This window comes from Falsiroseomonas bella (assembly GCF_003173615.1).
Taxonomy (GTDB): Bacteria; Pseudomonadota; Alphaproteobacteria; order Acetobacterales; family Acetobacteraceae; genus Falsiroseomonas; species Falsiroseomonas bella.
Genome location: NZ_QGNA01000006.1, coordinates 114,305 through 137,739 on the forward strand (window position 1 = coordinate 114,305; position 23,435 = coordinate 137,739).

The window sequence follows — 23,435 nt, forward strand, 5'->3', positions numbered from 1 at the left end:
GTAGGGATGCCATCCATTGCCGAAAGCCATGTCGAGGAGGCGGCGCTGGCCTGGCTGGCCGAGCTTGGCTTCGCCGTCTGCTCCGGCCTGGAGATAGGCCCGGACGGCGCCCGGCCAGAACGCGCGGCCTACGGCGACGTGACGCTGGTCGGGCGCCTCCAGGCCGCCATTGCCCGCCTGAACCCCGCCCTGCCCGAGGAAACGCAGGCGGCCGTTCTAGCGAAGCTGGTGCAGGCCGAGACGCCCTCCCTGATCGATGAGAACCGCCGCCTGCACCGCTACCTGGTCGAGGGCGTGCCGGTGGAGGTGCGCCGGCCGGACGGCACGATCGGCGGCGAGCAGGCGCGGCTGCTCGACTTCGAGGACCCGGCGGCGAATGACTGGCTGGCGGTGAACCAGGTCACCGTCATCGAGAACAAGGCGAACCGGCGTGCCGACGTCGTGGTGTATGTGAACGGCCTGCCGCTCGGCGTGATGGAGCTGAAGAAGCCCGGCGATGAGAACGCCACGCTGGATGGCGCCTTCAACCAGCTGCAGACCTACAAGGCGCAGATCCCCTCGCTGTTCCGCACCAACGCCGTGCTGGTGGTGTCGGACGGGCTGGAAGCGCGGGTCGGTTCCCTGACCGCGGACCGGGAACGCTTCATGCCCTGGCGCACCGTGACCGGGGAGGACCTGGCGCCGAAGGGTAACCCGGAACTCGAGACGGTGCTGAAGGGCGTGTTCGAGAAGCGCCGCTTCCTGTCGCTACTGAAGTATTACGTCGTCTTCGGCGATGCCGACGGAAAGGTGGCGAAGATCCTCGCCGGCTACCACCAGTTCCACGCCGTGCGCCATGCGGTGGCGCGCACGCTGGCGGCAACCAGCCCCAAGGGGGACCGCAAGGTCGGCGTGATCTGGCATACCCAGGGTTCGGGCAAGAGCCTGCTGATGGCCTTCTACGCCGGGCAGATCGTCAAGCACCCGGCGATGGAGAACCCGACGCTGGTGGTGCTGACGGACCGCAACGACCTCGACGACCAGCTCTTCGGCACCTTCAGCATGTGCCGCGACCTGCTGCGCCAGACGCCGCAGCAGGCGACGGATCGGCAGGAGTTGCGGCGGCTCTTGGACCGGCCCTCGGGCGGGGTGATCTTCACCACGCTCCAGAAATTCGCCCCCGAGCCCGGCAGCACTGACTACCCGCTGCTGACCGACCGCCGCAACGTGGTGGTCATCGCCGATGAGGCGCATCGCAGCCAGTACGGCTTCCGCGCCAAGGTCGCGCGCGCCACCGGCGATCTCTCCTACGGCTTCGCGAAGTACCTGCGGGACGCGCTGCCGAACGCCTCCTTCATCGGCTTCACGGGGACGCCGATCGAGAAGGAGGACGTGAACACGCCTGCCGTGTTCGGCAGCTACATCGACGTCTACGACATCAGCCGCGCTGTGGAGGACGGCGCCACGGTGCCAATCTACTACGAGAGCAGGCTGGCGCGGATCGAGCTCGACCCTGACGAGAAGCCGAAGATCGACGCCGAGATCGCGGAACTCACCGAGGACGAAGCCGAGAGCGAACAGGAGCGGCTGAAGCGTCGCTGGGCCAGCGTCGAGGCCCTAGTCGGCTCGGAGAAGAGGTTGGCCCTGGTCGCCGAGGATCTGGTCCGGCACTTCGAGGATCGGGTCGCGGCGCTGGACGGCAAGGGCATGATCGTCTGCATGAGCCGCCGCATCTGCGTCGCCCTGTATGACGCGATCATCAAGCTCCGGCCGGCATGGCACAGCGAGGATGACGAGGCCGGCACCATCAAGGTTGTCATGACCGGCGCCGCCTCCGATCCCGCCGCGTGGCAGCCGCATATCGGGAAGCGGCCGAGGGCGCGGCGCGAAATGCTGGCCAAGCGCGCGAAGGACCCGAAAGACCCGCTGAAGCTGGTGATCGTGCGGGACATGTGGCTCACCGGCTTCGACGCCCCCTGCATGCACACGATGTATGTGGACAAGCCGATGCAGGGCCATGGGCTGATGCAGGCCATCGCCCGGGTCAACCGCGTATTCCGCGACAAGCCGGCGGGCCTGGTCGTGGACTACATCGGCGTCGCCCAGAACCTGAAAAGCGCGCTCGGCCAGTATTCCGGGCGGGATCAGGAGCAGACGGGCATCGATGAAGCCGAGGCGGTTCGCGTTCTGCAGGAGCGCTACGAGATCGTCCGCGCCATGTTCCGGCCCGACATGGCCGGCGGCTTCGACTACCGGCCGGCGCTGACCGCGGAGACGCCACCAGGGCAGCGCCTGGCCATCATGGCCGGGGCGATCGAATGGATCCTGACCCTCCAGCAGGAGGAGGCCGCCCGGGAGACTTCGGAGGATGGGAAGAAGCGGGCGCACCGACGCTATGCCGATGGCGTGCTCGCGCTGTCGAAGGCGTTCGCGCTCGCGGCCGCCAGCGACCTGGCTCGGGAGATCCGGGAGGAAGTCGGGTTCTTCCAGGCCATCCGCGCGGCACTGGTGAAGAGCACCGCTGGAGGTGGCCGCAGCGCCGCGGAGCGGGAGTTGGCCATCCAGCAGATCGTCAGTCGGGCGATCGTCTCGACCGAGATCCTCGACATCATGCGGGCGGCCGGGCTGGAAAGCCCGGACATCTCCATCCTCTCGGACGAGTTCCTGGCTGAGGTACGGCAGATGGAGAAGCGCAACCTGGCCATCGAGGCGCTGAAGAAGCTGATCAACGGCGAGGTCCGATCCCAGGCGCAGCGCAACGTGACCCAGTCGAAAGCCTTCACGGAGCGGCTGGAGGCGGCCATCGCTCGCTACCACTCGAATGCACTGACCACGGCGCAGGTGCTGGAGGAGCTGATCCAGATCGCGAAGGACATCCGTGCGGCGCGAGCGCGGGGCGAGGAGACGGGCCTCACCGAGGAAGAGATCGCCTTCTATGACGCGCTGGCCGAAAACGAGAGCGCGCGTCAGGCCATGGGCGAGCCGGCGCTGCGGGTGATTGCTCACGAGCTGGTGGCCAGCATCCGCGGCAGCGTCTCGGTCGACTGGGTGCACCGCGAGGCTGCGCGGGCGCGGATCCGCGTGCTGGTGAAGCGGATCCTGCGGAAGTACGGCTATCCCCCGGATTTGCAGGACGCAGCCGTCCAGACCGTGTTGCAGCAGGCGGAGGCCCTGTCAGCGGCCTGGGCGGCCTGAGGCTGGTGGCCGTGGCTTGGCGCGCGATTCGACGATGCGGCGGCGGTTCCCTTCGGTGCCCCACGGATTCTGCCAACTCCGCCGCATTTCTGCCCCAAAAATCCGAGGTTTTCCGAGGCTTTCAGCCTGGAGGGTAAATCGCCCAAGTCGCCAGGTTCGGAGAAGAGGGCGCAGGAGAGACCCCTTTTCGGCCTCCGTTCCGCCCGCGGATCAGCCAGTCCGCAAGCGGAACCCGCGGAAAACCTGCGCCTCACGGCGCCAGCCCGCCTGCGGGAGAGAGTTTGTTTCGGTGAGAGGTGGCGTCCCGTACGGGATTCGAACCCGTGCTGCCAACGTGAAAGGCTGGTGTCCTAGGCCTCTAGACGAACGGGACAGCAGATTGACGGCAGGGGATCGGACGCCCCCGCAGCCGCGGCGCTCAATAGCTGGGAGAGGGGCGAGCGGCTAGCCCCCGTGGCGATTTCCGTCGCACCGACGATCAACACCGTCCCGACCATCAACCCGCAGGCAAGGGAAAGGCGTGCAGCTCGGGCTCGTAGTCCGGCTCCACCTCGATCGCCGCGGCCCGGATGAAGCGCGCCAGGCCCACATACAGCGCCGCGATCAGCAGGAGCTCGGTCAGCGCATCCTCGGCGAGATGCCCCCGCAACCCCGCCAGCGTCGCCTCCGGCAGCGTGCCGTCGCCCTCCGCGATGCCGGTCGCCGCGCGCAGCACCGCGCCCTCCGCGCCCGTCGCCGTCGCCGGGTCCATCGCCAGGGCGACGTCCGAGTCGGTCACGCCGAAATCGCGGCCGATCTTCACGTGGTGCGACCACTCATAGGCCGAGCGCGTCAGCCAGGCGATGCGCAGGATCGCGATCTCCCGCAGGCGCGGATCGAGCCGGCTGCGGTGGCGGATCTCGTTGGCGAGGCCCAGGAAGGCCCGCGCGATGCCGGGCGCATTGGCCATCGCGCGATAGAGGTTCACCGGGCGGACCAGCACGTCCCGGTCGGCCGGGTCCAGATCCTCCGGGTTCAGGTAGCGCAGCTGCGCCAAGCCGATCCTCCCTCTCTCGCGCCGCGGCCGGCGCGGGTCAGGCGGTGAGCGCCAGGTAGTCGCGCACCGCGCGGTCCAGCAGGCCCGCCAGCTCCGGCCGGCCCATCTGGTCCCAGAATACCTCGTACTCCACCGCCCCCGCATAGCCCGCGGCATCGAGGTCCTGGAGGAACAGCACGAGGTCCGCCGGCCCTGCCGCAAGCTCCGCCCGGCGGGCCGCGGTGCCGTCGGCCGGCACATCCTGCCCGCAGACCTGCACCACCAGCACATCCTGCGGCGCCTCGGCGATGGCGGCCGAAAGATCCTCGTCCCACCACGAATGGTGGAAGTCGAGCGTCAGCCCGACCTCCGCATGCCGGGCGGCGAGCGCGCGGGCGTGCGAGACCTGGTTGATGCAGCCCTTGGTGCCGAGTGCCACCGGATGCATCGGCTCCAGCGCCAGGCGCACGCCGGCGGCGCGGGCGCGCGCGGCGAGTCGCTCCAGCCCCTCCGCCGCGCGGGCGCGGGCTTCGCGCAGCGACGGGGCGGGCTGGCCGGGGGTCGCGCCGTGCAGCGTGCCGCCGAGGATGACGTTGATGGGCGCGCCGAGCGCCTGCGCCGCGGCGAAGAGCAGGTCGTCCAGCCGCGCCTGCGCCGCCGCCGCGGCCGGATCGGCGTGCAGCACATAGCCCGTGCTGTTCAACGAGGTGCAGGCCAGGTCGTGCCGCCGCAGCAGGCGGTCGAGTTCGTCCGGCCCCATCGCCTCCACCGCGCGGGCCGTCAGGCCGACGCCGCCGACGCCACGCGCCGCGGCCATCGCGCAGAAGGTCTCGATGCCGCAATCGGGCGGCGCCATGTAGAAGTTGAAGGAGAGGCGGCGCAGCCGGTCCGCCGCCGCGCCGCCGAGCAGGGCAGGGGAGGCGGTCATGCGCGGGCCGATCAGGCCTCGCGCCGGAAATAGACGGCGAAGATGGCGGCGCCGAGCACGCGCCCGTCCTCGCTGCCGAACTGCTTCGGCGAGGCGGAATCGGGCGTGTCCAGCGTGATCACGTTCATCTTCGCGCGCAGGATATTGCTGGGGAAGTTCATGATGAGGATGCGGCGATGCGTGACGAGGAAGGAGCCGACGCGCAGCCCGTTGAGGTAGACGAAGACGTTCTGGCCCGGCAGTTCCGGCGGGCGCTTGAACACGTCCAGTTCGATCATCAGGTCGGCCATGCCGGTGCGGCTGCGGCCGTTCTCGTCGAAGTCGAAGGTGATCTCGCCCCAGCGGCCCATCTGCCAGACGAAACCGTCCTCGGGCGCGGCGAAGCCTTCGAGCATCACGCCTGCATCCGCCCAGCTTCGTACGTCGAGGACGTCCTGGAAGTTTTTCACGATGCGACTCTCCGCTGGAATGGAAGGATGGCTGGGGCGTTGCGACAGGTTGTTTCCTTGCAACCTGCCCGTTCGTCAACCCGCTTCGCGCGTGAAGAACGGCTGTTGTGCAACTGTCATTCGCGCGGTTGCATGCCGGCGCGTGGTATGATGGTTGATCATGGCAAGGCGTGGCGAGGGGAAAGCCAGCGATGATCGGTGCGACGCGTCGCCGCCTGCTGCTTTCGGCGGCATGTGCCGCCCTCGCGCTGCCCGCGCTGCGCCGTTCCGATGCAGCACCGCTGCACACCACGCTGCATCGGCGGCACGTGGTCGGATACCAGGGCTGGTTCATCTGCCCGGATGAGCAGAACCGCGACGACTGGTTCCATTGGTTCCATCGCATGCAGGATGGGCGGCTGCAGCCGACCTTCGACATGCTGCCCGACACGTCGGAGTTCGAGGAAGGCGAGGGCTGCCCGACGCCCTGGACCGACCGCGGCGGGCGGCCGGTGCGGCTGTTCACGGCGCAGGATGCGCGCTCGGTGCGGCGGCATTTCCGGTGGATGCGGGAGTACGAGATAGACGGCGCGGCCATGCAGCGCTTCGTCTCGGTGCTCGCCAACGCGCGGCGACGGGCGCAGCTGGACCGCACCCTCGCGAATGTGCGCGCCGCCGCCGAGGCGGAGGGACGCTCCATGTTCCTGATGTATGACCTCAGCGGCACGGACGATTCGGGGCTGCGCGTGCTGATCGAGGATTGGCGCCAGCAGGTGGAGGCCGGGCAGCTGCGCAGCCCGGCGCAGCAGTTCCATGGCGGGCGGCCGGTGCTCGGCCTCTGGGGCCTGGGCTTCCGTGATCGCCCGCTGACGCCCGATGCCGTGCTGGATACGATCGCGGCGTTGCGGCGCATCGCCGGCAGCGGCGGCCTGACGATCGTGGCCGGGGTGCCGGCGTTCTGGCGCACCGGCACGCGCGACGCCGATCCCTCGCCGCGCTGGCAGGAGGTGTATGCGGCCGTGCAGGTGCTGAGCCCCTGGACGGTGGGCCGATACGCGGATGCGGCGGGCGCCGACACCTACCTCCGGCAGGTTCTGCGGCCCGACATGGCGCAGGCGGCGGCGAGCGGGAAGGAGATGCTGCCGGTGATCTTCCCCGGCTTCTCCTGGGCGAATGTGATGCGTGCCCGGCAGCGGGAGGCGCGGCTGAACCAGATCGCGCGGCGCTGCGGTGCCTTCTACTGGCACCAGGCGGCAAATGCCGTGAATGCAGGGGCAGGGATGCTCTACACGGCGATGTTCGACGAGGTGGACGAGGGGACGGCGATCTTCAAGCTGGTGCCGGACCTGTCAGGCCAGCCGGCCGACTCGGCGTTTCTGCCGTTGGACGTGGATGGGTGCGCGTTGCCGGCCGACTGGTACCTGCAGCTCGCGCGTGGTGTGACGCGGGGCTTGAGGGAAGGGCGCCTCGCGGTACGGCCGGAGTTATAGCTTCGCGGACAGGAACGTTCCGTATTCCTCTCGGAGTTGACGAGTTGCCTGCCTGCAGGCAGGCAAGCGGTGGGTCCTCCGGAGTCTTACTGTGCTGAACGACGAAGAAATCCGCGCGGCGTGGCGCATGATCCTCGGACGTGATCCGGAGAGCGAGCGCATCTATGAAACGCACCGTGGTCACGAGACAGTTGATGCTCTCCGCGCTATACTTTTCGGGTCAGCGGAGTTCCGGCAAAAATACGCCAAGAACATTACCGCGGTCGACAGGCTGAAACTTGCTACAAATCCAACAAGTCCCACCGCCTCGACGCCAGAGCAGATGCGGGGCATGTTCTCGCGTATCCAAGAACAGTGGACTGCCCTCGGTGATACGGAGCCATATTGGTCCGTGCTAACGAATCCACGTTTCAAGATGGATCGATTTGAGGAAAACAGGACGGATTTCTTTCAAAGTGGAAAGCGCAACCTCGACGCCGTCCGTGCTGCGCTTGCGCGGTGTCGGGCGGAGTTGCCGCAGCGTGGGGTTTGCGTCGAACTCGGATGCGGTGTCGGTCGCGTCTCTGTTCAGCTAGCGGGTGTTGTCGAGCGCGTGCATGCCTACGACATCTCCCCTGGTAACCTAGCGCTTGCGCAAAAGAATTCAGACGATTTTGGTGTGAAAAATGTGCAGTTTCATCTGATGCGTAGTATGGATGAGTATAAAAAACTCATTCCGTTCGATCTGTTTTTTTCAGTCATCGTTTTGCAACATAATCCCCCGCCCGTTCAGAGATATATTCTTCAGCAAGTAGTCGAGAGGGCGAAGCCAGGGGCGATCTTGTATTTCCAAGTTCCTACGTATGCCTTGAGATACACATTCGATCCAGAAAAATATCTTGCCGGCCCGCCGGCGCGGCTGGAAATGCACGTGCTGCCGCAGGACGAAATTTTCGAAGTTCTACGCGCAGGAGGCGCCAGAGTGTTGGAGGTAATGGAAGATAACTCGACGGGTAATCCCGAATGGATCTCCAACACTTTCGTCGCCAGGAAAATTGCTTTTCAAAACTCGAAAGCTGGTCGCTCGCGGCGTTGAGTTTCTGCTCCAGAATAGGGAGCGCATTGCGCGCCGACCGACTCCTCTCAGTCGGTCGGTTGCACGTATCTGGGACCGACAATTAACTCCGATCCGGGAGGGAGTTCGTTCGCCAGCGTGGACATGCACGTCGCGATTCGCCGGTCCGAACCGAGCTTGATCCCAAGCACCGGCACGCCTGACGCGATGGCAAAAGCCGCGATCGTGTCCTGGTTCGTCACGACCATGGCGCATGTGGCGACAAGAGCCTTGAGCCGGGCCGGGGTGATGTCGTCCAGAACTGCCCGCCCGTCGGCTCGTGCCAGCCACCGGGCATCCGGCAGGACAGCCCGGGCGAAATGCTGCGTCCCCCGCATCTCGTATGTCGGCGCGCCCGGCCCCTCGGCCGCCAGCGCGACGACCGGCCAATCCCGCGCTTCAGCGAACAGGGTCTTGAGCGCTTCGCCATGGGCGGCGATGTCGCGCTGCACATCCGCGCCTCCGAGTATTCCCAGACCGAGCAGGGGGCCGGCGGGCAGCTCGGCGCCGAAGGCGGCGTCCGGCTCGATGTCCTTCTCGGGATACGGGGTGATGCGAACGGGCGCCGCGACACGCCACATCAACAGCACGTCCGCCGTCCGGTACTCGCGCACCTCCACCGCTGGCAGCGTATCCAGAACCGCAATGCCGGTCGGCGGCTCAGGCCTTGCCGCATCGTCCATGATCGAGAGGCAGTGGGTTTCGAGTGCGGCGCCTGCCGCCTGAGCCTGGCCGGCGACGTAGAGCGCCCGCTCCAGCTGGATGCGGCTGCTGAAGACACCGGCGATCACGACACGCCTTGCCTGCAGCGCGGAAGCGCTGGGCACCGCCGGCACCGGTTCGAAGCCGACCGGGCAGGCGTCTCCTCCCGAGGTGATGAGCACGGGTCCCGTCGCCGCGAAACGCTTGGGAATGCCTTCCAGCATGGCTCGGGATCGCAGGTCCCGGAACGGCGCCTCGGCGAGCACGAGAGTTCGCATCACGGAGCCCGGGACACCAGGCCGAGGCAGCGCGAGCGCGGCGGAAGCCTGTGAGACATGGCGACAAAGGTCCGGCGCAGGCTGTTGTCCTCAAGCGGATACAGGCCGATCACGCGGGTGCCCGCGCCGATGGCGTGGATGGCATTGTGCTTGCGCTGCGTGACGAGGGTGTCGCAGCGCGCGATCAGGCCCTTCAGGTTCTGGGGCGTCATCTGCTTGTGCCAGAAGTCCCGATCCAGCAGTTGCGGCGCGGCGATTTCCGCATCGGGCAGGAACCGCTTCAGGAAGTCCATGCAGCCTTGCAGATCGTCCTCGGCCTGGCTCTTCACATGCACGGTGCTCACCACCGGCACCACGGCATGATCGGCGAACTCCTTCAGCAGCGCGATGACCCTCGGGGCCTCTCGCCGCAGCGCCGTCTTCATGATCGAGTAGGGAATGATGGACACGCCCAGAAGTTTCCGGCCGCGCGGAAGCAGCGCGTCGGCAAGCGACGGATCGGCGGGTATGTCGGCCTCGGGGAAGAAGCTGATGGTCGGGGTTCGACCCAGACCCGCCTCGGCAACCGCTTCCACGCCCTCATAGTCGCGAACGGTGAATGAGGCTGCCCGGCGAATCAGGCGGCGCGCCGGTTGATCAAGCCAACTCAGATCCGCGCTGAGACCGCTGACGCCAAGATTGTGGAAATGGATCTCGGCGCCTTCCGCCTCGGCGCGGATCATCTGCGGCATCCATGCCCGGAAAGCCGGGGGTACCGCAAACATCCCCCCGCCAAATACGATCCGGTCCGGCTTGAGCGCCCGCAGGCCGCCGGCATCCCGAAAACAGTCTGTCAGGCCGGGCACGCAGCGCATGGTCCATTCCGGCGCGACGCTGAACGCGAAGGCGCGCTCCGACGGGAAGGCGCGCATGGCCTCGATGAGGCACAGTTCGTCGCCGAGGTTGCCGTAGCCGTAGGCGCCGAGGAATGCCGTAGTGACCATGCCCCTGCCAGCAACAGCATCGGCTAGGGGTAGTCAAGTGCGGCGTCGTTCGATCCGCGGCTCCACCGGCCCGCCTGTTCCGTGCGGAGTCCGGCCCGGCGTCGCTTGACAGTCTGCCTCGGGCAGGTCCGTATCGGGCGCATGCAGGGGTTGAGACTCCGCGCCATCACTCGCTTCCGCGCAGCGCCAACCCTGTCGGCGGCTGTCGGATGTCAGTCCCCGCCTTCCGACGCCGCGGCGGGATGAGCTTCGTCAACATCGTCACCTCGGACCGCGGCTGGATCCTCGAAACCCTGGCCCGCGAGATCGCCGCGCGCCTGCCCTACGTCGCCTTCGGCGACGGGCCGCGCCGCGACGCCGCCATCCAGTACTACATCACCTATTCCTGCCGGCGCCGCCGCCTCTCGCCCATCGAGCTCGCCTTCTTCACCCATCTGGAACCCGAAGGCGCCGCCCATGACGCCTTCTTCGACACGGCCCGCCAGGTGGACCACTGCGTCTGCCAGTCCTCCCCCTACGCCGCCCTGTTGCAACAGGCGGGGGTCGAAGCGGTCTCCATCATCCCGCCCGGCGTGGACCCCGAAACCTTCCGCCCGAAGCTGCGCGTCGGGGTGATCGGGCGCACCTATCACACCGGCCGCAAGGGCGAGCACCTGGTCGAGCAGCTGCGCGACCTCGAGGAGATCGAGTGGGTCTTCACCGGCGGCGGCTGGCCGGAGCCCGGCCGCCCGGTGCCGGCGGCGGCGCTGCCCGATCTCTACCGCAGCCTCGACTACGTGCTGGTGCCGGCGCTCTACGAAGGCGGGCCGATGTGCGTGATCGAGGCGCTGGCCTGCGGCACGCCGGTGATCGCCCCGCCCGTCGGCTGGGTGCCGGACTTCCCGCATGTGGAATACCGCCTGGGCGACGCGGAAGACCTGCGCCGTGTGCTGCTGGACTGCCTGGAGCAGAAGCGGGCGCGGCGCGCATCGGTGCTCGGCCACAGCTGGGACGCCTGGGCGGAGGGGCATCACCGGCTGTTCCAGAGCCTCGCGGCGGCGCGGGGGATCGCGCTCGGCCCGCCCGCCGCCCGCCCGGCGCTGCCCCGCCGCGTCGGCCTGCTGCTGCACGGCAACGAACGCGAGGCCCAGGGCGGCCCCAGCGTGCGCGCCCCGCGCCTCGTGCAGGAGCTGGAGGAGACCGGCATCCCGGCGGAGCTCCGTCACCACCCGGCCCCCGAGGGATTCGGGGGGCTCGACCTGGTGCATGTGTTCAACTCCTGGCCCAACTGGTCGGCGCCGGATGCGGTGCGGCGGGCGCATCGCTCGGGGAACGCGGTGGTGTTCTCGCCGATCCTGCTCGACCACGGGCTGGGCGACCTGTGGGGCGGGGAACTCCCGCGGCTGCTGGCCGAGAGTGAGCCGGGGGAGGGGACGGATGCGGCGCTCGCGGCCTTCCGGGCGCGGCTGGCGGCGCGGCGCGCGGCGGGGCGACCGCCCGCGGAGCCGGCCGCGGGCTTCCATTCATCGCTGCGGGAGATGGCGGCGCTCAGCGACCGGCTGATCTTCCTGAGCGAGCGGGAAAAGGCTCGCCTGGCCGCGATCGGCGCGCGCACGGCGCATGGGCGGGTGGTGCGCAACCCGGTGGACGCGGCGCGCTTCGCCGAAGCCGATCCCGCGCTGTTCCGCGCGGCGACGGGGCTGCAGGACTTCGTGCTCTGCGCGGCGCGGCTGGAGCCGAGGAAGAACCAGGCGGTGCTGGCCCATGCGCTGCGCGGCACGGGGCTGCCGCTGGTGCTGCTGGGGCACGCGACGGATGCCGGCTATCGCGCCGTGCTGGAGCGGCACCTGCATGCGGATGTGCATGTGCTGCCGCGGCTCGCGCCCGATTCGCCGCTGCTCGCCTCGGCCTTCGCCGCCGCGCGGGTCTTTGCGTTGCCGAGCTGGGCGGAGGGCGCGCCGCTGGCCGCGCTGGAGGCCGCGGCGGCCGGCGCGGCGCTGGTGCTCTCCGACGAATCCGGGGAGCGCGAGTATTTCGCGGACCACGCGCGCTACGTGGACCCGGCCGACCCCGATGCGCTGCGCGCCGCCGTGCTCGCCGCCTGGGCGGAAGGCCGCGCCGGCGCGGCGGAACGCCAGGACTTCGTCGCCCGGCATTACGGGTGGGAGGCGCATCGCGCTGCGACCGAGGCGGTCTACGCCGAGGCGCTGGAAGCCGCCCGCCTGCGTGGCGCTTCCGCGCCTGCACCTCTGCCGGCGCCGACCCGGCAGAGGCGTCGCGCGCCGATGCCGGTCGTCTTCGACGTCACGACCGGCGCCAACCACAAGGGCCGCTGGACCGGCATCGCGCGAGTGGAGGCGGCGCTGGCGCTCGCGCTGCACGCCGGCGGGCAGGCGGCGCTGCGCTTCGTCGCCTGGAACAACACCGCGCGCAGCTTCGTGGAACTGCCCTTCGCAGCGGTGCGCGACGGCACGCTGGCCGAGGCGCTGGCCGCGCAGGACGAGGCGCCGGAGCCCATCGCGCCCCTGCCGGAGGGCGCGCCGTTGTTCGTTGCGGGCAGCGGCTGGATGCAGAACTCGCTCTATGTCGAGCGGCTGGTCTCCTTCGCGCGCACGTACAGCCTGCGCCTGACGCCGCTGATCCACGACGTGATCCCGACGCGCTTCCCCTTCTGGTTCGATGAAGGCTACGCGCCGGTCTTCGAGCACAACCTCACCCTGTTGCTGGACGGCGCCGAGGCGCTGCTCGCGGTTTCGGAGGCGACGCGCGCCGAGGTCGAGGCCTTTGCCGCCCGCGTGCCCGGCCTGCTGCTGCCGCCGATCGGCGTGCTGCGCGAAGGCGACGAGATCGGACAGATCGGCCCTGATGCGCGGCCCGAGGCCGCCGCCGGCGTGCCGGAGCGGCTGGAAGGGCGCGGCTTCGTCCTCTGCGTCGGCGCCATCCATGCCCGCAAGAACCACCGGCTGCTCTACGACGTGTGGCTGAAGCTGGTGGCGCAGATGGGCCCGCGCTGCCCGCTGCTGGTGCTGGTCGGCGGCGCGGCCTGGGGCGGGCGGGACCTGGCGCGCGCGCTGCGGCAGGATGAGCGGCTGGAAGGCCGCGTGCTGATTCTGGAGGACGTGGACGACGCGGCGCTGGCCTGGCTCTACGGCAACTGCCTGTTCAGCGTGTACCCCTCGCTGCAGGAAGGCTGGGGCCTGCCCGTCGCCGAAAGCCTGCGCCACGGCAAGCTGTGCCTGGCTGCGGACATCCCCTCGATCCGCGAGATCGCGCCGGGGCTGGTCGAATTGCTCGATCCTCTGGACGTGACGGGCTGGACCGCGCGCATCCGCTTCCTCGCCGGCAGCCGCGCCGCGCGCGAGGCGGCCGAGGCGCGCATCGCGCAGGGCTACGCGCCGCATGGGTGGGATCGCGCGGCGGCGCAGTTGCTCGGGCATCTCGCGGCGGGGGCTGAGGCGCGACGCCCGGCGCGGCCCTACACGCTCGGCACCGTCGTGCCCTTCGGCGACCGCATCACCGCCTCGCGCCTGCGCTGGACCGGCTGGTTTCCCTTCGAGAAGTGGGGGTGCTGGGCCGGCGAGACGACCGCCGCGCTGCGCTTCGAACCGACCGAGCCGGTGCGCGCTCCGCTTCTGCTGCTCGCCGAAATCCGTGCCCTGCCGCCCGCCGGCGCGGCGACCTACGACCTGAAGGTGGTGGTGAACGGCCAGGCGGTCGCGTCGTGGCACGTGCCCGCCGGCGGCTTCCAGCTGTTCCATGCGCTGATCCCCGCCGCTCTCGCCGCATCGCAGAGCCCGATCGGCGTCGAGTTCGTCGCCGCTGCGCTGACAAGCGTCGCGGAGGTTTCGGCCGCGGATGATCCGCGGCGGCTCGGCATCGGGCTGGCTCAGGTCGCGCTCGCGCCGCTTTCCGCCGTCACGGATGCCGTCCGCTATTTCGAGATGGAACGCCCCGGCCAGAAGCGCCAGCGTCCCGGCCAGCGCCACGTGCTGCTGCGCAGCGCGGAAGGCCGCGCGACGCTGGAGGGGACCTGGCGGTCCTCCGCCCCGTGGGGGCTCTGGACGGCGGAGCCGGTGAAGCGGCTGGCGATGACCATCCTCGACCAGCCCGGATCGGATCTCGCGCTGAACCTCCGCATCCGGCCGGTCGCCACGGCGGAGGCGCCGCTCGTGCTGCGGGCGCGCGTGAATGTCGAAGAGGTCGTGCGCTTCGAGATTGCAGCGCCCGATCCGGTGACGCTGGCCGTGCCCCTTCCGGCCCCGCTGCGCGCGCGGCGGCAGCCCGTGGCGCTGGAACTCGAGGCGGAAGTGCAGCGCGCGCCGCGCGACCTCGGCCTAGGCCAGTCCGAGATCGCCTTCGGGTTCGGGCTGCTCTCGATCGAACTCTGCGCGGCTGGTGTCGCGCCGGACCGGCCGCGGCTCGACCTGCCGCCGGGCGGCGCGATCCGGCTCGGCACGGCGGAGAAGGAGGAGGCGGAGGTCGCCGCGCTCTCCGCCGCGCTCGGCGCTGACTGGCATGGCCCGGAGCCGATGGCGACCTGGTCCTGCGGGGCGACCGCGGTGCTGCCCTTGCTGCTGCCCGAAGCCGGCGCCGAGGGTGCCAGGCTTGAATTGGACCTCTCCGGCTATCGCGCTCCGCCGGGATCCGACGCACTGCCCGTGCGGATCAGCGCCGGCGGGCGCTTGCTCGCTGAGCAGGCGATCACGCCGCGGCGGCCCGCGACGCTCGTTTTGCACGTCCCGGCTGACTGCATCGGGGCCGATGGCGCCCTCGACCTCACCTGCGAAGCGGCGGCCGCAGCATCGCCCTTCATGGGCGGCGAGGGAGCGGATGAGCGCCTGCTCGGGCTGCGCCTCGCCGTGATCCGCCGCGCCTGATCAGCCCCGCGCAAGCCGTGCGGCGATCTCCACGAGACTGCTCGCCGGATCGGCCAGAGGCGCGATGACGGTGAAATGGTCGGCGCCTGGCAGGGCGTTGAAGCCGCCACCCCAGGCCTCTGCCATGTCGCGGCTCTGGCGAATGAATTCCGAGCTTTCCGCGCCACCGACCACGCAGTGCAGCGGCCTGCAGGGTGAAGGCATCCAGCGCGGCGACAGAGCCCTCGCCTCGTGCTGCGTCAGCCGCAACCCAGCGCCGATGGAGGTGGCAAGCAGTGGTTCGAGCTCGAACACACCCGAGATCGGCAGGGCCGCATGCACAAGCCCGTCCGGCAGTGCGGCATCGTAGGTGGGCCAGTCCGTCGCGAGCAGCATCGCTGCCAGGTGCCCGCCTGCCGAATGGCCGGTGGCCAGGATGCGCCGGCCGGTCCGCCGCCAGAGGAAGGCGCAGGCCGCGCGCATCTGCGCGACGATGGCCGTGAGCGTCACGCCGGGGCAGAGTTCGTAGGACGGCACCGCGACCGCGATGCCACGGCCGTTCATGCCGCGCGCGCAGTGGCTGGCGAAGCTGCGATCCAGCGCCTGCCAGTAGCCGCCATGGATGAAGAGCGCGAGCGGCGCCCCGTCTTCAGGACCGGCATGGAACAGGTCGAGCCGCTCCCGCGCGGCGGGCCCGTAGGCGAGGTCGAACTCGCTCCGCGGACAGGCCTGCCGCCACGCGGCGGCATCGCGCTGCCAACCGGCGATATGCGCCGGATGCTCGGGCACGCGTGCGCGGTTGTTGTATTCGGCCTCCAGGTCCATGGCGGAACTAGGCACCCGGGCGGCGGCCGGTCGCAAGCCCTGCCTCGTGCCGCAGGACCAGGCGCCCGCAATCCCGGCGCGAAGATCCCGCCGGAGTTCCACACGCGGGCCGCATGGTGCAGAAGCGTGCGATGAAGGTGTATCTCGCCGGACCTGACGTGTTCCTGCCCGATCCGCTCGGCATTGCGGAGCGGAAGCGCGCGATCTGCGCGGCGCACGGGCTGACCGGCATCTTCCCCGTGGACGCGCATCCGCAGCATCCGGAAGAGGCCGAGTTGCCGCGCTGGCTGTGGATCTACCGCCGCAACGAGGCGCATATGCGCGATGCCGACGCCGTCATCGCGAACCTCACGCCGTTCCGTGGCCCCTCGGCCGATGCCGGCACCATCTACGAAGTCGGGTTCATGCGGGCGCTCGGCAAGAAGGTGCTCGGCTACAGCAACGTGGCGGCGGATTTCGTGCCGCGCACGCTCGGCTTCCTCGGCGACGCCGCGCGGCGCGACGCAGCCGGACGGTGGCGCGACGCGGCTGAGATGGCGGTCGAGGATTTCGGGCTTGCCGACAACCTGATGATCGATGGCGGCATCGGCGAGGCCGGAGGCGTGCTGGTCCGCCGCGAGGTGCCCCAAGCCGAGCGGTGGACCGACCTGGTCGGCTTCGAGACCTGCGTGCGGATGCTTGCGGCTCGGTAGCCCGCCCGGTTTTCCTGTTGACGCCGACACGCCGGACCGCCGAGACAGGCAGCCTTCGACCGGGGCTAGGCATGGCAGAAAGTCAGGGGTTCCCACGGCTTCGTCGGCGCGACGTGCTGGCGACTGCCGCGCTCCTCGCGCCGGCCGGTCACGCCGGGGCGCAGGCGGATGCGGTGGACCTGCTGCTGGTTCTGGCGGTCGATGCTTCGGGCTCAATCGACCCGGACGAATTCACGCTGCAGCGCGAGGGTCTGGCGGAGGCGATCGCGCATCCTGCCGTGCTCGCTGCCATACGCTCCCGCCCACGGGGGGCGATCGGGATCGCGATGGTCGAATGGGGCTCGCCCGGTGGGGCGGCTACGGTCGTGAACTGGATGCGGGTCGGAGACCGTATGTCCGCCGACGCAGCGGCGGAGGCGATGCTCCAGGCGCCGCGCTCCCGGCAGTCCTTCAACGCCATCGGCGATGCGCTGCTGCATGCGCGGGACCTGCTGGCGGCCGCGCCCTGGCAGGCCACGGAGCGGACCATCGACGTCTCCGGCGATGGCCCCGACATCCGCAGCCTGGTCGCGGCGCCGATCGCCCGCGACGAACTCGTCGCGGGCGGCGTGGTGGTGAACGGGCTGGCGATCGAGGCGTCGTCCAGTTGGCGGGACGGGCGGCTGGCCGCGCTCTACGAACGCGACGTGATCGGCGGGCCGGGCGCCTTCGTCGTGCGGGCCGAAGATCGCCGGGACTTCGCGCGCGCGATGCGCGCCAAGCTGATCCGAGAAGTGGCGGGCGCGGTCAGCGCGGCCGGATAGCGGCCTTGCCCAGAAAATAGGCGGATCGGTCATCGGGACGGCGGAGAGACCGCGTCTGGTGGCAATTCCGACGAGCCGTACCTCTTCCCACCGTGCGGTATTTTTGCGACACCCGAACCAAAGACGGGGAAGGTGCATACCCGCGGTGAATCAGATAGGCTCCAACCAACCCACCCGCGCCTTCGACGAGATGCAGGACGCGGCCGGCGTGCGCGCCGCCTACGCCGGGATCGCGGGGTGGATCGCCCGCCATGGTGTTGGTGCCCTCGCCGCGAAGCGGACCGAGGCCGAGGCGCTGTTTCGCCGTGTCGGCATCACCTTCGCCGTTTATGGCGAAGGTGGCGACCCCGAGCGACTGATCCCCTTCGACGTCATCCCGCGCATCCTCGCGCGTGCCGAATGGGACCGGCTTGCGCGCGGCCTCACGCAGCGGGTCAAGGCGCTGAACGCCTTCATCGCCGACGTCTATGCCGGGCAGGAGATCGTGAAGGCGGGCCGTGTGCCGGCGGCACTGATCGCGGAGAACGAGGCCTTCTGCCGTCCGATGATCGGCTTCGCGCCGCCCGCCGGGGTGTATTGCCATATCTCGGGCATCGACCTGGTGCGCACCGGGCCTGACGACTTCTACGTGCTCGAGGACAATTGCCGCACGCCTTCCGGCGTCTCCTACATGCTGGAGAACCGCGAGGCGATGCTGCGGCTGTTTCCCACGCTCTGCTCAGACCATCGCCTTGCGCCGGTCAGCCACTACCCCGAGGAATTGCTGGAGACGCTGAAGGAGGCGGCGCCGCCGAACTGCACGGGCACACCCTGCGTCGCCGTGCTCACGCCAGGCCATTTCAACAGCGCCTACTACGAGCACTGCTTCCTGGCCGACGAGATGGGCGTGGAGGTGGTGGAGGGGGCCGATCTCTTCGTGGAGCAGGACGTCGTCTACATGCGCACGACCGCAGGGCCGAAGCGCGTCGACGTGCTGTACAGGCGCGTGGACGACGACTTCCTCGACCCGAAGGTGTTCCGCCCGGAAAGCATGCTCGGCGTGCCCGGCATCTTCGGCGCTTATCGCGCCGGCAACGTGACGCTGGCGAATGCGCCCGGTGCCGGCATCGCGGACGACAAGGCGATCTATCCCTTCGTGCCGGAGATGATCCGCTTCTACCTGGGCGAGGAGCCGCTGCTGCAGAACGTGCCGACCTACCTGTGCGAGCGCGACGAGGACCGCGCCTATGTGCTGGCGAATCTCGACAAGCTGGTTGTTAAGCTGGCTCGCGGCTCCGGCGGCTACGGCATGCTGGTCGGCCCGCACAGCACCACCGAGCAGCAGGCCGAGTTCGCCGCGCGCATCCGCGCGAAGCCGCAGGACTACATCGCGCAGCCGACGCTCGCTCTGTCCACCGTGCCGACGCTCGCCGAGCATGGCATCGCGTCGCGACATGTGGATCTGCGGCCCTATGTCCTGATGGGCAAGGAGGTGCGCATCGTTCCCGGTGGCCTCACGCGCGTGGCGCTGCGGGAGGGCTCGCTGGTGGTGAATTCCTCCCAAGGTGGCGGCACCAAGGACACGTGGGTGGTGGAGGACGGCACGGGCTTCGACGGCGGCTCGCCATCCCAGAGCCAGTCGCAGCGGCAGGGCGGCTGACCGCGATGCTCTCCCGCACCGCCGACAGCCTCTACTGGATGGGCCGCTACACCGAGCGAGCGGGCAACATCGCGCGCGGGATGCAGGTGGCGCTGCGCATGTCCGGCCTCGCGGGCAGCCTCGGCGGTGCGCATGACGAATGGCGCAACCTGCTGGTCGCCGCCGGGGCCGAGCCGGGTTTCAAGGCCACCGGCCGCGCGGTCGCGGCCGAGGCGGTGATCGGCTGGCTGGCGCTCGATCCCGACAACCCGTCCTCCATCGCCAACTGCATCGAAGCCGCGCGGGGCAACGGGCGGGCCGTACGCACGGCGCTGACCGTGGATATGTGGGAGGCCCTCAACGACACGTGGCGGGAGATGCGGGCGCGTTCAGCCTCCGCGGCGGGCGCGGATGCGCTGCCCGCCTTCCTCGACTGGGTGCGCGCGCGGACGCTGCTGTTCAACGGCGCGGCGGCGGACACGATGCTGCGCGACGAGGGCTGGCTCTTCGTGCATCTCGGCGTCATGCTGGAGCGTGCGGACAACACGGCGCGCCTGCTGGACGCCAAGCACCGCGCGTTGAGTGGCCCGAATGCCGAAGGTGGGCTTGCCTATGCCGAATGGCAGGCGCTGTTGCGGTCTGTCTCCGCGCTGCGTGCCTTCCAGTGGCTGTATCACACGCGGCTTGAGCCGCGGTTGATCGTCGAGCTCATGCTGTTCCGGTCGGAATTGCCGCGCTCCCTGATCTCCTGCCATCGCCGCGTGCTGCACGCGTTGGAGAGCGTCGCAGACCGTACCGGAGGTCGCCGCGGCGACCCGCAGCGCATCGCGGCCGAGATCAACGACGCACTGCTGAAGGGCAGGGTGGAGGATGTTCTCTCCCGCGGCCTGCACGACTGGCTGACCGGCCAGATCGACCGCAACATCGAGCTCGGCAACTCGATACAGTCGCTGTATCTGAACGGCTGACGCTCTCGCAGCGCGGCATCCCGTCCGCGCAGATTACTCCAGCACCTCGGCGGGTGCCTCGTAGTCCGTCTCGTAGAGATGCACCGCCTGTTGCTTCCCGGGCTTCCAGTCCGGGTCGTCCCAGGCGGCCATCTTGCCGGGATTGAGCAGGCCCTTCGGATCCGCCTGGCGCTTGAAGTCGAGCTGATCCTGGTCCACCCGCTTCATGCCGCCATCCTCCAGCGTGTAGGTGTGCGGGTTGAAGATCGGCGCACCGTTCTCCTCGTGCAGGCGGATGATCTCCGCAAGGCGCTCCTCCGTCGTGAAGCGCACGATCTGCAGGCCGAAGGCGCAGACCGTTCCGCCGAAGCGGACGAATTCCAGGTGCAGCAGCACCTCGTCGCCGAACATCTTCTCGAGCTTCGCGATCAGCTCGAGATGGTTGGGGGCCGGGAACAGCGTCTGCAGGTAGGTGATGGACTTGTCGGTCTTCAGCACCTGCAGCGTGGTGTGGTTCCAGCTGTGCTCGTAGAGGGGCACCTCCGCCGCATCCGATGGTTCGCGGAGGATCTCCGTGCCGCCGTGGCTCGTGATCAGCGACGGCAGGATGTCGAGGAAGGGCGGGGCGACCATGATGCAGGCCACCGAATGCCCCGCGGGGACCTTCGCGCCCCATGCGCGGAAATGCTGCTGCGGCAGCGGTGCCGGGACGACGCAGGCAAGCTTCTTGGCGACGCCATCCATGCGGCAGAAGCTGTCGGCGAAGCGCGCCGCGCCCATCAGCGTCGGGAAGGCGACGACCACGTCCACCCAGTCCCAGGCGGGGGCGACCGGCATCTCGAGTTCCGTGATGATGCCGTTCGTGCCGTAGGCGTGGTTGACCTTCTGCAGGTCCGGCCCGCGCAACTCCAGCACGCGCGGCTCGGCCTCCATCGTCATCACCTTCAGGCCGAGGATGTTGCCCGGTTCGCGCAGGATCCCGTAGGTGGTGCTGCCGATGCCGGAGGACCCGCCGGCGATGAAGCCGCCAAGCGTCGCGGTGCGCTTGGTGGAGGGGTGGAAGCGCAGCTCTCCGCCGACCGCGCGCTTCAGATGCGCGTCAAGATCGATCAGCTTGATCCCGGCCTCGGCCCGCACGACGCCCGGCTTGGTCCACAGCACGCGATCGAACGCGGTCATCTCCAGCACGATGCCGCCCCTGAGCGGCATGGCCTGGCCATAATTGCCCGTTCCGGCGCCGCGCACCGTCACCGGGATATCCTGCGCATAGGCCGCGGCGAGGATGGCGCGCAACTCCGCCTCGTTGCGCGGCGTCACCAGCGCCTCGCCCGTGACCTTGTTGAGTTGCCGCTTCAGCACCGGCGAATACCAGAAGAAATCCCGCGACTTCTGGCGCACCAGGGCCGGGTCTGTGGTCCAGGGGAGGCCGGGAAGCGCCTCCATCACGGCGGCCACGGTCATGCGGTGGTCTCCAGCGGGGAAAAGTCGCGCATCTTGCCCGGATTCAGCAGGCCGAGGGGATCGGTCATGCGCTTGAAGCCAAGCTGGTTGCCCGGCACGCGGCGGTAGTTGCTGCCTTCCTCGATGGTCAGGACATGCGGGTTGGCGATGCCGATGCCTGCGGCCTCGAAGGCGGAGATGATCTCGTAGAGCCGCTCCTGCGTCGTCCAGCGCACCACCGGCAGGGCGGACATGGTGGTGCGGCCGCCGAAGCGGACGCACTCCGTGTGCATCCACACCTCGTCGCGGAAGGGGATGCGCACGGCTTCCACGGCCTTGAGCGTGTCCTCGAAGGGGAAGCGGCACTGCAGATAGGTGACGCCGCGATCCTTCTTCAGCACCTGCAGCGTCGTGTGGTTCCAGCAGTATTCGTAGAAGGGCGTCGTCTCCGGGTCGCGCTCCGCGGCGACCGCATCCTGTTCGGCGACGATCCGTCCGCCATGCTCCGCCGCCAGTTCGCGCAACGCGCCGAGCGCGGCCGGTGCCACCATCACCAGCGCCAGCGACGCTCCCTGCGGCACGGCATCCGCGAGCCCCTTGAAGAAGGGCGGCAGCTGGCTGTCGAACACGCCGCACATCTTCTTCGGGATGCCGTCGCAGAACGCGAGTTCCAGTGCGAAGCGGCTCGCCGGCACGAAGTCGTCGAAGGCGATCGCCACATCGCGCCAGTCTTGCGCGGGCGTCAGCGGCACCTTGATGCGCGTGAGCACGCCGGTGGTCCCGTAGGTCCGGTTCACCGGGTTCGCCGCCTGGCCCTCCAGGTCCAGGACCCGGGGCGGATCCTGCATCGTGGCGACTCGCGCGCCCCAGAAGTTGCCGCGCTCGCGCATTGTCCCGTGGGTGATGCCGCCGACGCCAGCACCGCCGCCCGCGACGAAACCACCGATCGTCGCGGTGCGCTTGGTGGAGGGCCAGAGCTTCAATTCCCAGCCACGCTCGCGGCACCACAGGTCGAGGTCAATCATCTTCGCCCCGGCCTCGACTTCCACAATGCCGTCCATGAGCGCGACTGGCGCGGCCATCGCCGTCATGTCCAGCAGCACGCCGCCGGCAAGCGGCACGCATTGGCCGTAATTGCCGGTGCCGCCGCCACGCACCGTCACGGGCACGCGGCGCGCGTGGCAGGCGGTGAGCACGCGGAGCACTTCCGCCTCGTCCTTCGGGCGCGCGATCAGCTCGGCGGCCTTGCCGTCGAGCTGGCGCTTGAGGATCGGACTGTACCAGTAGAAGTCGCGGCTCTTCTGGCGCAGCAGGGCGCGATCGGTCGCCAGTTCGATGCCGGCGAGCTCCGCGGCGAGCGCGGCGATGTCATGCATCCGGGTTGGGCTCGTTCGCCAGCCAGCTCTCCACGTCGAAGGCCGCCACCTCCGACCACAGCGCAGCCATCTTCTCCGCAGCGAAGTCCAGGATCTCCTCCCCCTGCGCGGCCGTCGCGGCGGAGGCGTCGCCGACCGCGCCGGCTGGGTTGAGGTCCTGCGCCTGCCAGGCCAGCGGCGCGCCGGCTGTCGGCGCGATGCGCGGCGCCCGGTTGCTCGCGCCCTGCCACCGGCTGACGAAGTTGCGCGCCTTGTCCATCTGCACGAGGTCCGGCCGCAGCGCCAGAAGCACCGCGGTCTCGTCGCGCCCGGCATGGATGCCATAGGTGCTTTCCACGGGATCGCGCTGCGATTCGGGCTTGCCCATCCGCGCCCACATCGCATTCACCACGAAGAGGTCGTGCAGGATGCGCAGCCGGCGTGCCGCGATGTCGAGCACGGAGACGTTCCCGCCATGGCTATTGACCAGCACCAGACGCTTCACGCCCGCACGCGCCACGCTGGCGCCGATGTCGGTCACCAGCGTCAGCAGCGTCTCCGGCGTCGTCGTCAGGGTTCCGGGAAAGCGCAGATGCTCGACGGAGTTGCCCACGCATTGCGTCGGCAGGACAAGCACGGGCACCTCGGCAGGCAGCACCTTCAGCGTGCGCGCCACCACGCCCTGGTTGATCGTGGTGTCCACGGACACGGGCAGGTGCGGCCCATGTTGCTCGATGCTCGCCACCGGCAGCACGGCAACGGTATTGGCCGGCAGGTCGCGGAAGGCCGGCCAGGGCAGGTCCTGCCAGTAGCGGGTGGGGAGCATCGG

The 23,435-nt window shown here is 69.4% G+C and carries 17 protein-coding genes and 1 tRNA gene; 8 read left to right on the plus strand and 10 right to left on the minus strand.

Annotated elements, in window-relative coordinates:
• The first annotated feature begins 6 nt into the window (after nt 1–6).
• Nucleotides 7–3,174: a type I restriction endonuclease subunit R gene (locus DFH01_RS23930; RefSeq protein WP_109873040.1), complete on the plus strand. Its 3,168-nt coding sequence runs from the start codon at nt 7–9 to the stop codon at nt 3,172–3,174.
• A gap of 297 nt (nt 3,175–3,471) precedes the next feature.
• Here the strand turns inward: DFH01_RS23930 and DFH01_RS23935 are convergent.
• The 4 genes from DFH01_RS23935 to DFH01_RS28335 all read right to left on the minus strand — a co-directional run bounded on the left by DFH01_RS23935 (nt 3,472) and on the right by DFH01_RS28335 (nt 5,566).
• Nucleotides 3,472–3,547: transfer RNA gene (locus DFH01_RS23935), tRNA-Glu, on the minus strand.
• 123 nt (nt 3,548–3,670) lie between these two features.
• Nucleotides 3,671–4,210 (minus strand): carboxymuconolactone decarboxylase family protein, encoded by a 540-nt coding sequence (locus DFH01_RS23940; protein ID WP_109873041.1) that lies wholly within the window; start codon nt 4,208–4,210, stop codon nt 3,671–3,673.
• 37 nt (nt 4,211–4,247) lie between these two features.
• The gene (locus DFH01_RS28330) at nt 4,248–5,117 is read right to left on the minus strand and encodes a sugar phosphate isomerase/epimerase family protein (protein ID WP_158287884.1); all 870 of its coding nucleotides are present in this window, start codon (nt 5,115–5,117) and stop codon (nt 4,248–4,250) included.
• A gap of 11 nt (nt 5,118–5,128) precedes the next feature.
• The gene (locus tag DFH01_RS28335; protein ID WP_158287885.1) at nt 5,129–5,566 is read right to left on the minus strand and encodes a hypothetical protein; all 438 of its coding nucleotides are present in this window, start codon (nt 5,564–5,566) and stop codon (nt 5,129–5,131) included.
• 191 nt (nt 5,567–5,757) lie between these two features.
• Here DFH01_RS28335 and DFH01_RS28340 point away from each other — a divergent pair, with 191 nt between their 5' ends.
• Together DFH01_RS28340 and DFH01_RS23950 are read left to right on the plus strand one after the other, a co-directional pair.
• A complete protein-coding gene (locus DFH01_RS28340; RefSeq protein WP_158287886.1) occupies nt 5,758–7,035 on the plus strand; it encodes a glycoside hydrolase family 99 protein in 1,278 nt (425 codons plus the stop codon).
• Nucleotides 7,036–7,126: 91 nt separating this feature from the next.
• Nucleotides 7,127–8,110, plus strand: coding sequence for a class I SAM-dependent methyltransferase (locus tag DFH01_RS23950; RefSeq protein ID WP_109873042.1), 984 nt, complete (start codon nt 7,127–7,129; stop codon nt 8,108–8,110).
• Nucleotides 8,111–8,157: 47 nt separating this feature from the next.
• Here DFH01_RS23950 and DFH01_RS23955 read toward each other — a convergent pair whose 3' ends face one another.
• Together DFH01_RS23955 and DFH01_RS23960 are read right to left on the minus strand one after the other, a co-directional pair.
• Complete coding sequence (locus DFH01_RS23955) at nt 8,158–9,096, minus strand: hypothetical protein (protein WP_158287887.1); 939 nt, start codon at nt 9,094–9,096, stop codon at nt 8,158–8,160.
• Between the two features lie 11 nt (nt 9,097–9,107).
• A complete protein-coding gene (locus DFH01_RS23960) occupies nt 9,108–10,091 on the minus strand; it encodes a polysaccharide pyruvyl transferase family protein (RefSeq protein ID WP_109873044.1) in 984 nt (327 codons plus the stop codon).
• Between the two features lie 242 nt (nt 10,092–10,333).
• Here DFH01_RS23960 and DFH01_RS23965 point away from each other — a divergent pair, with 242 nt between their 5' ends.
• Nucleotides 10,334–14,947 carry a glycosyltransferase family 4 protein gene (locus DFH01_RS23965; protein WP_158287888.1) on the plus strand — a complete coding sequence of 1,538 codons (4,614 nt, stop codon included), beginning with the start codon at nt 10,334–10,336 and terminating at the stop codon, nt 14,945–14,947.
• On the opposite strand, the gene DFH01_RS23970 is transcribed toward DFH01_RS23965, so the two are convergent.
• The gene (locus DFH01_RS23970) at nt 14,948–15,751 is read right to left on the minus strand and encodes an alpha/beta hydrolase (protein ID WP_109873046.1); all 804 of its coding nucleotides are present in this window, start codon (nt 15,749–15,751) and stop codon (nt 14,948–14,950) included. It lies immediately after the preceding gene.
• Nucleotides 15,752–15,864: 113 nt separating this feature from the next.
• On the opposite strand from DFH01_RS23970, the gene DFH01_RS23975 reads away from it, so the two are divergent.
• The 4 genes from DFH01_RS23975 (at nt 15,865) to DFH01_RS23990 (ending at nt 19,832) form a co-directional block, all read left to right on the plus strand.
• Complete coding sequence (locus DFH01_RS23975; protein WP_233256257.1) at nt 15,865–16,443, plus strand: nucleoside 2-deoxyribosyltransferase; 579 nt, start codon at nt 15,865–15,867, stop codon at nt 16,441–16,443.
• A 71-nt stretch (nt 16,444–16,514) separates the two neighbouring features.
• Nucleotides 16,515–17,246, plus strand: coding sequence for a DUF1194 domain-containing protein (locus DFH01_RS23980; RefSeq protein ID WP_109873047.1), 732 nt, complete (start codon nt 16,515–16,517; stop codon nt 17,244–17,246).
• Between the two features lie 145 nt (nt 17,247–17,391).
• Complete coding sequence (locus DFH01_RS23985; RefSeq protein WP_442899727.1) at nt 17,392–18,885, plus strand: circularly permuted type 2 ATP-grasp protein; 1,494 nt, start codon at nt 17,392–17,394, stop codon at nt 18,883–18,885.
• Between the two features lie 5 nt (nt 18,886–18,890).
• Nucleotides 18,891–19,832 (plus strand): alpha-E domain-containing protein, encoded by a 942-nt coding sequence (locus DFH01_RS23990; RefSeq protein ID WP_109873048.1) that lies wholly within the window; start codon nt 18,891–18,893, stop codon nt 19,830–19,832.
• 33 nt (nt 19,833–19,865) lie between these two features.
• On the opposite strand, the gene DFH01_RS23995 is transcribed toward DFH01_RS23990, so the two are convergent.
• Genes DFH01_RS23995 through DFH01_RS24005 form a run of 3 tightly spaced genes read right to left on the minus strand, consistent with a single transcriptional unit; the run spans nt 19,866 to nt 23,432 of the window.
• Nucleotides 19,866–21,272: an FAD-binding oxidoreductase gene (locus DFH01_RS23995; protein WP_109873049.1), complete on the minus strand. Its 1,407-nt coding sequence runs from the start codon at nt 21,270–21,272 to the stop codon at nt 19,866–19,868.
• Nucleotides 21,269–22,627: an FAD-binding oxidoreductase gene (locus tag DFH01_RS24000; RefSeq protein WP_109873050.1), complete on the minus strand. Its 1,359-nt coding sequence runs from the start codon at nt 22,625–22,627 to the stop codon at nt 21,269–21,271. Before DFH01_RS24000 ends, DFH01_RS23995 begins: the two co-directional genes overlap by 4 nt.
• Entirely contained in the window at nt 22,620–23,432 is an 813-nt protein-coding gene (locus DFH01_RS24005) for a creatininase family protein (RefSeq protein WP_109873051.1), read from the minus strand. Before DFH01_RS24005 ends, DFH01_RS24000 begins: the two co-directional genes overlap by 8 nt.
• Between the last annotated feature and the right edge of the window lie 3 nt (nt 23,433–23,435).

Coding starts and splice junctions, on each gene's coding strand:
- DFH01_RS23930 (WP_109873040.1), top strand. CDS start 7: ATGCCATCCATTGCCGAAAGCCATGTCGAGGAGGCGGCGCTGGCCTGG.
- DFH01_RS28330 (WP_158287884.1), bottom strand. CDS start 5,117: ATGACCGCCTCCCCTGCCCTGCTCGGCGGCGCGGCGGCGGACCGGCTG.
- DFH01_RS28340 (WP_158287886.1), top strand. CDS start 5,758: ATGATCGGTGCGACGCGTCGCCGCCTGCTGCTTTCGGCGGCATGTGCC.
- DFH01_RS23960 (WP_109873044.1), bottom strand. CDS start 10,091: ATGGTCACTACGGCATTCCTCGGCGCCTACGGCTACGGCAACCTCGGC.
- DFH01_RS23965 (WP_158287888.1), top strand. CDS start 10,334: ATGAGCTTCGTCAACATCGTCACCTCGGACCGCGGCTGGATCCTCGAA.
- DFH01_RS23970 (WP_109873046.1), bottom strand. CDS start 15,751: ATGGACCTGGAGGCCGAATACAACAACCGCGCACGCGTGCCCGAGCAT.
- DFH01_RS23975 (WP_233256257.1), top strand. CDS start 15,865: ATGGTGCAGAAGCGTGCGATGAAGGTGTATCTCGCCGGACCTGACGTG.
- DFH01_RS23980 (WP_109873047.1), top strand. CDS start 16,515: ATGGCAGAAAGTCAGGGGTTCCCACGGCTTCGTCGGCGCGACGTGCTG.
- DFH01_RS23990 (WP_109873048.1), top strand. CDS start 18,891: ATGCTCTCCCGCACCGCCGACAGCCTCTACTGGATGGGCCGCTACACC.
- DFH01_RS23995 (WP_109873049.1), bottom strand. CDS start 21,272: ATGACCGTGGCCGCCGTGATGGAGGCGCTTCCCGGCCTCCCCTGGACC.
- DFH01_RS24000 (WP_109873050.1), bottom strand. CDS start 22,627: ATGCATGACATCGCCGCGCTCGCCGCGGAGCTCGCCGGCATCGAACTG.
- DFH01_RS24005 (WP_109873051.1), bottom strand. CDS start 23,432: ATGCTCCCCACCCGCTACTGGCAGGACCTGCCCTGGCCGGCCTTCCGC.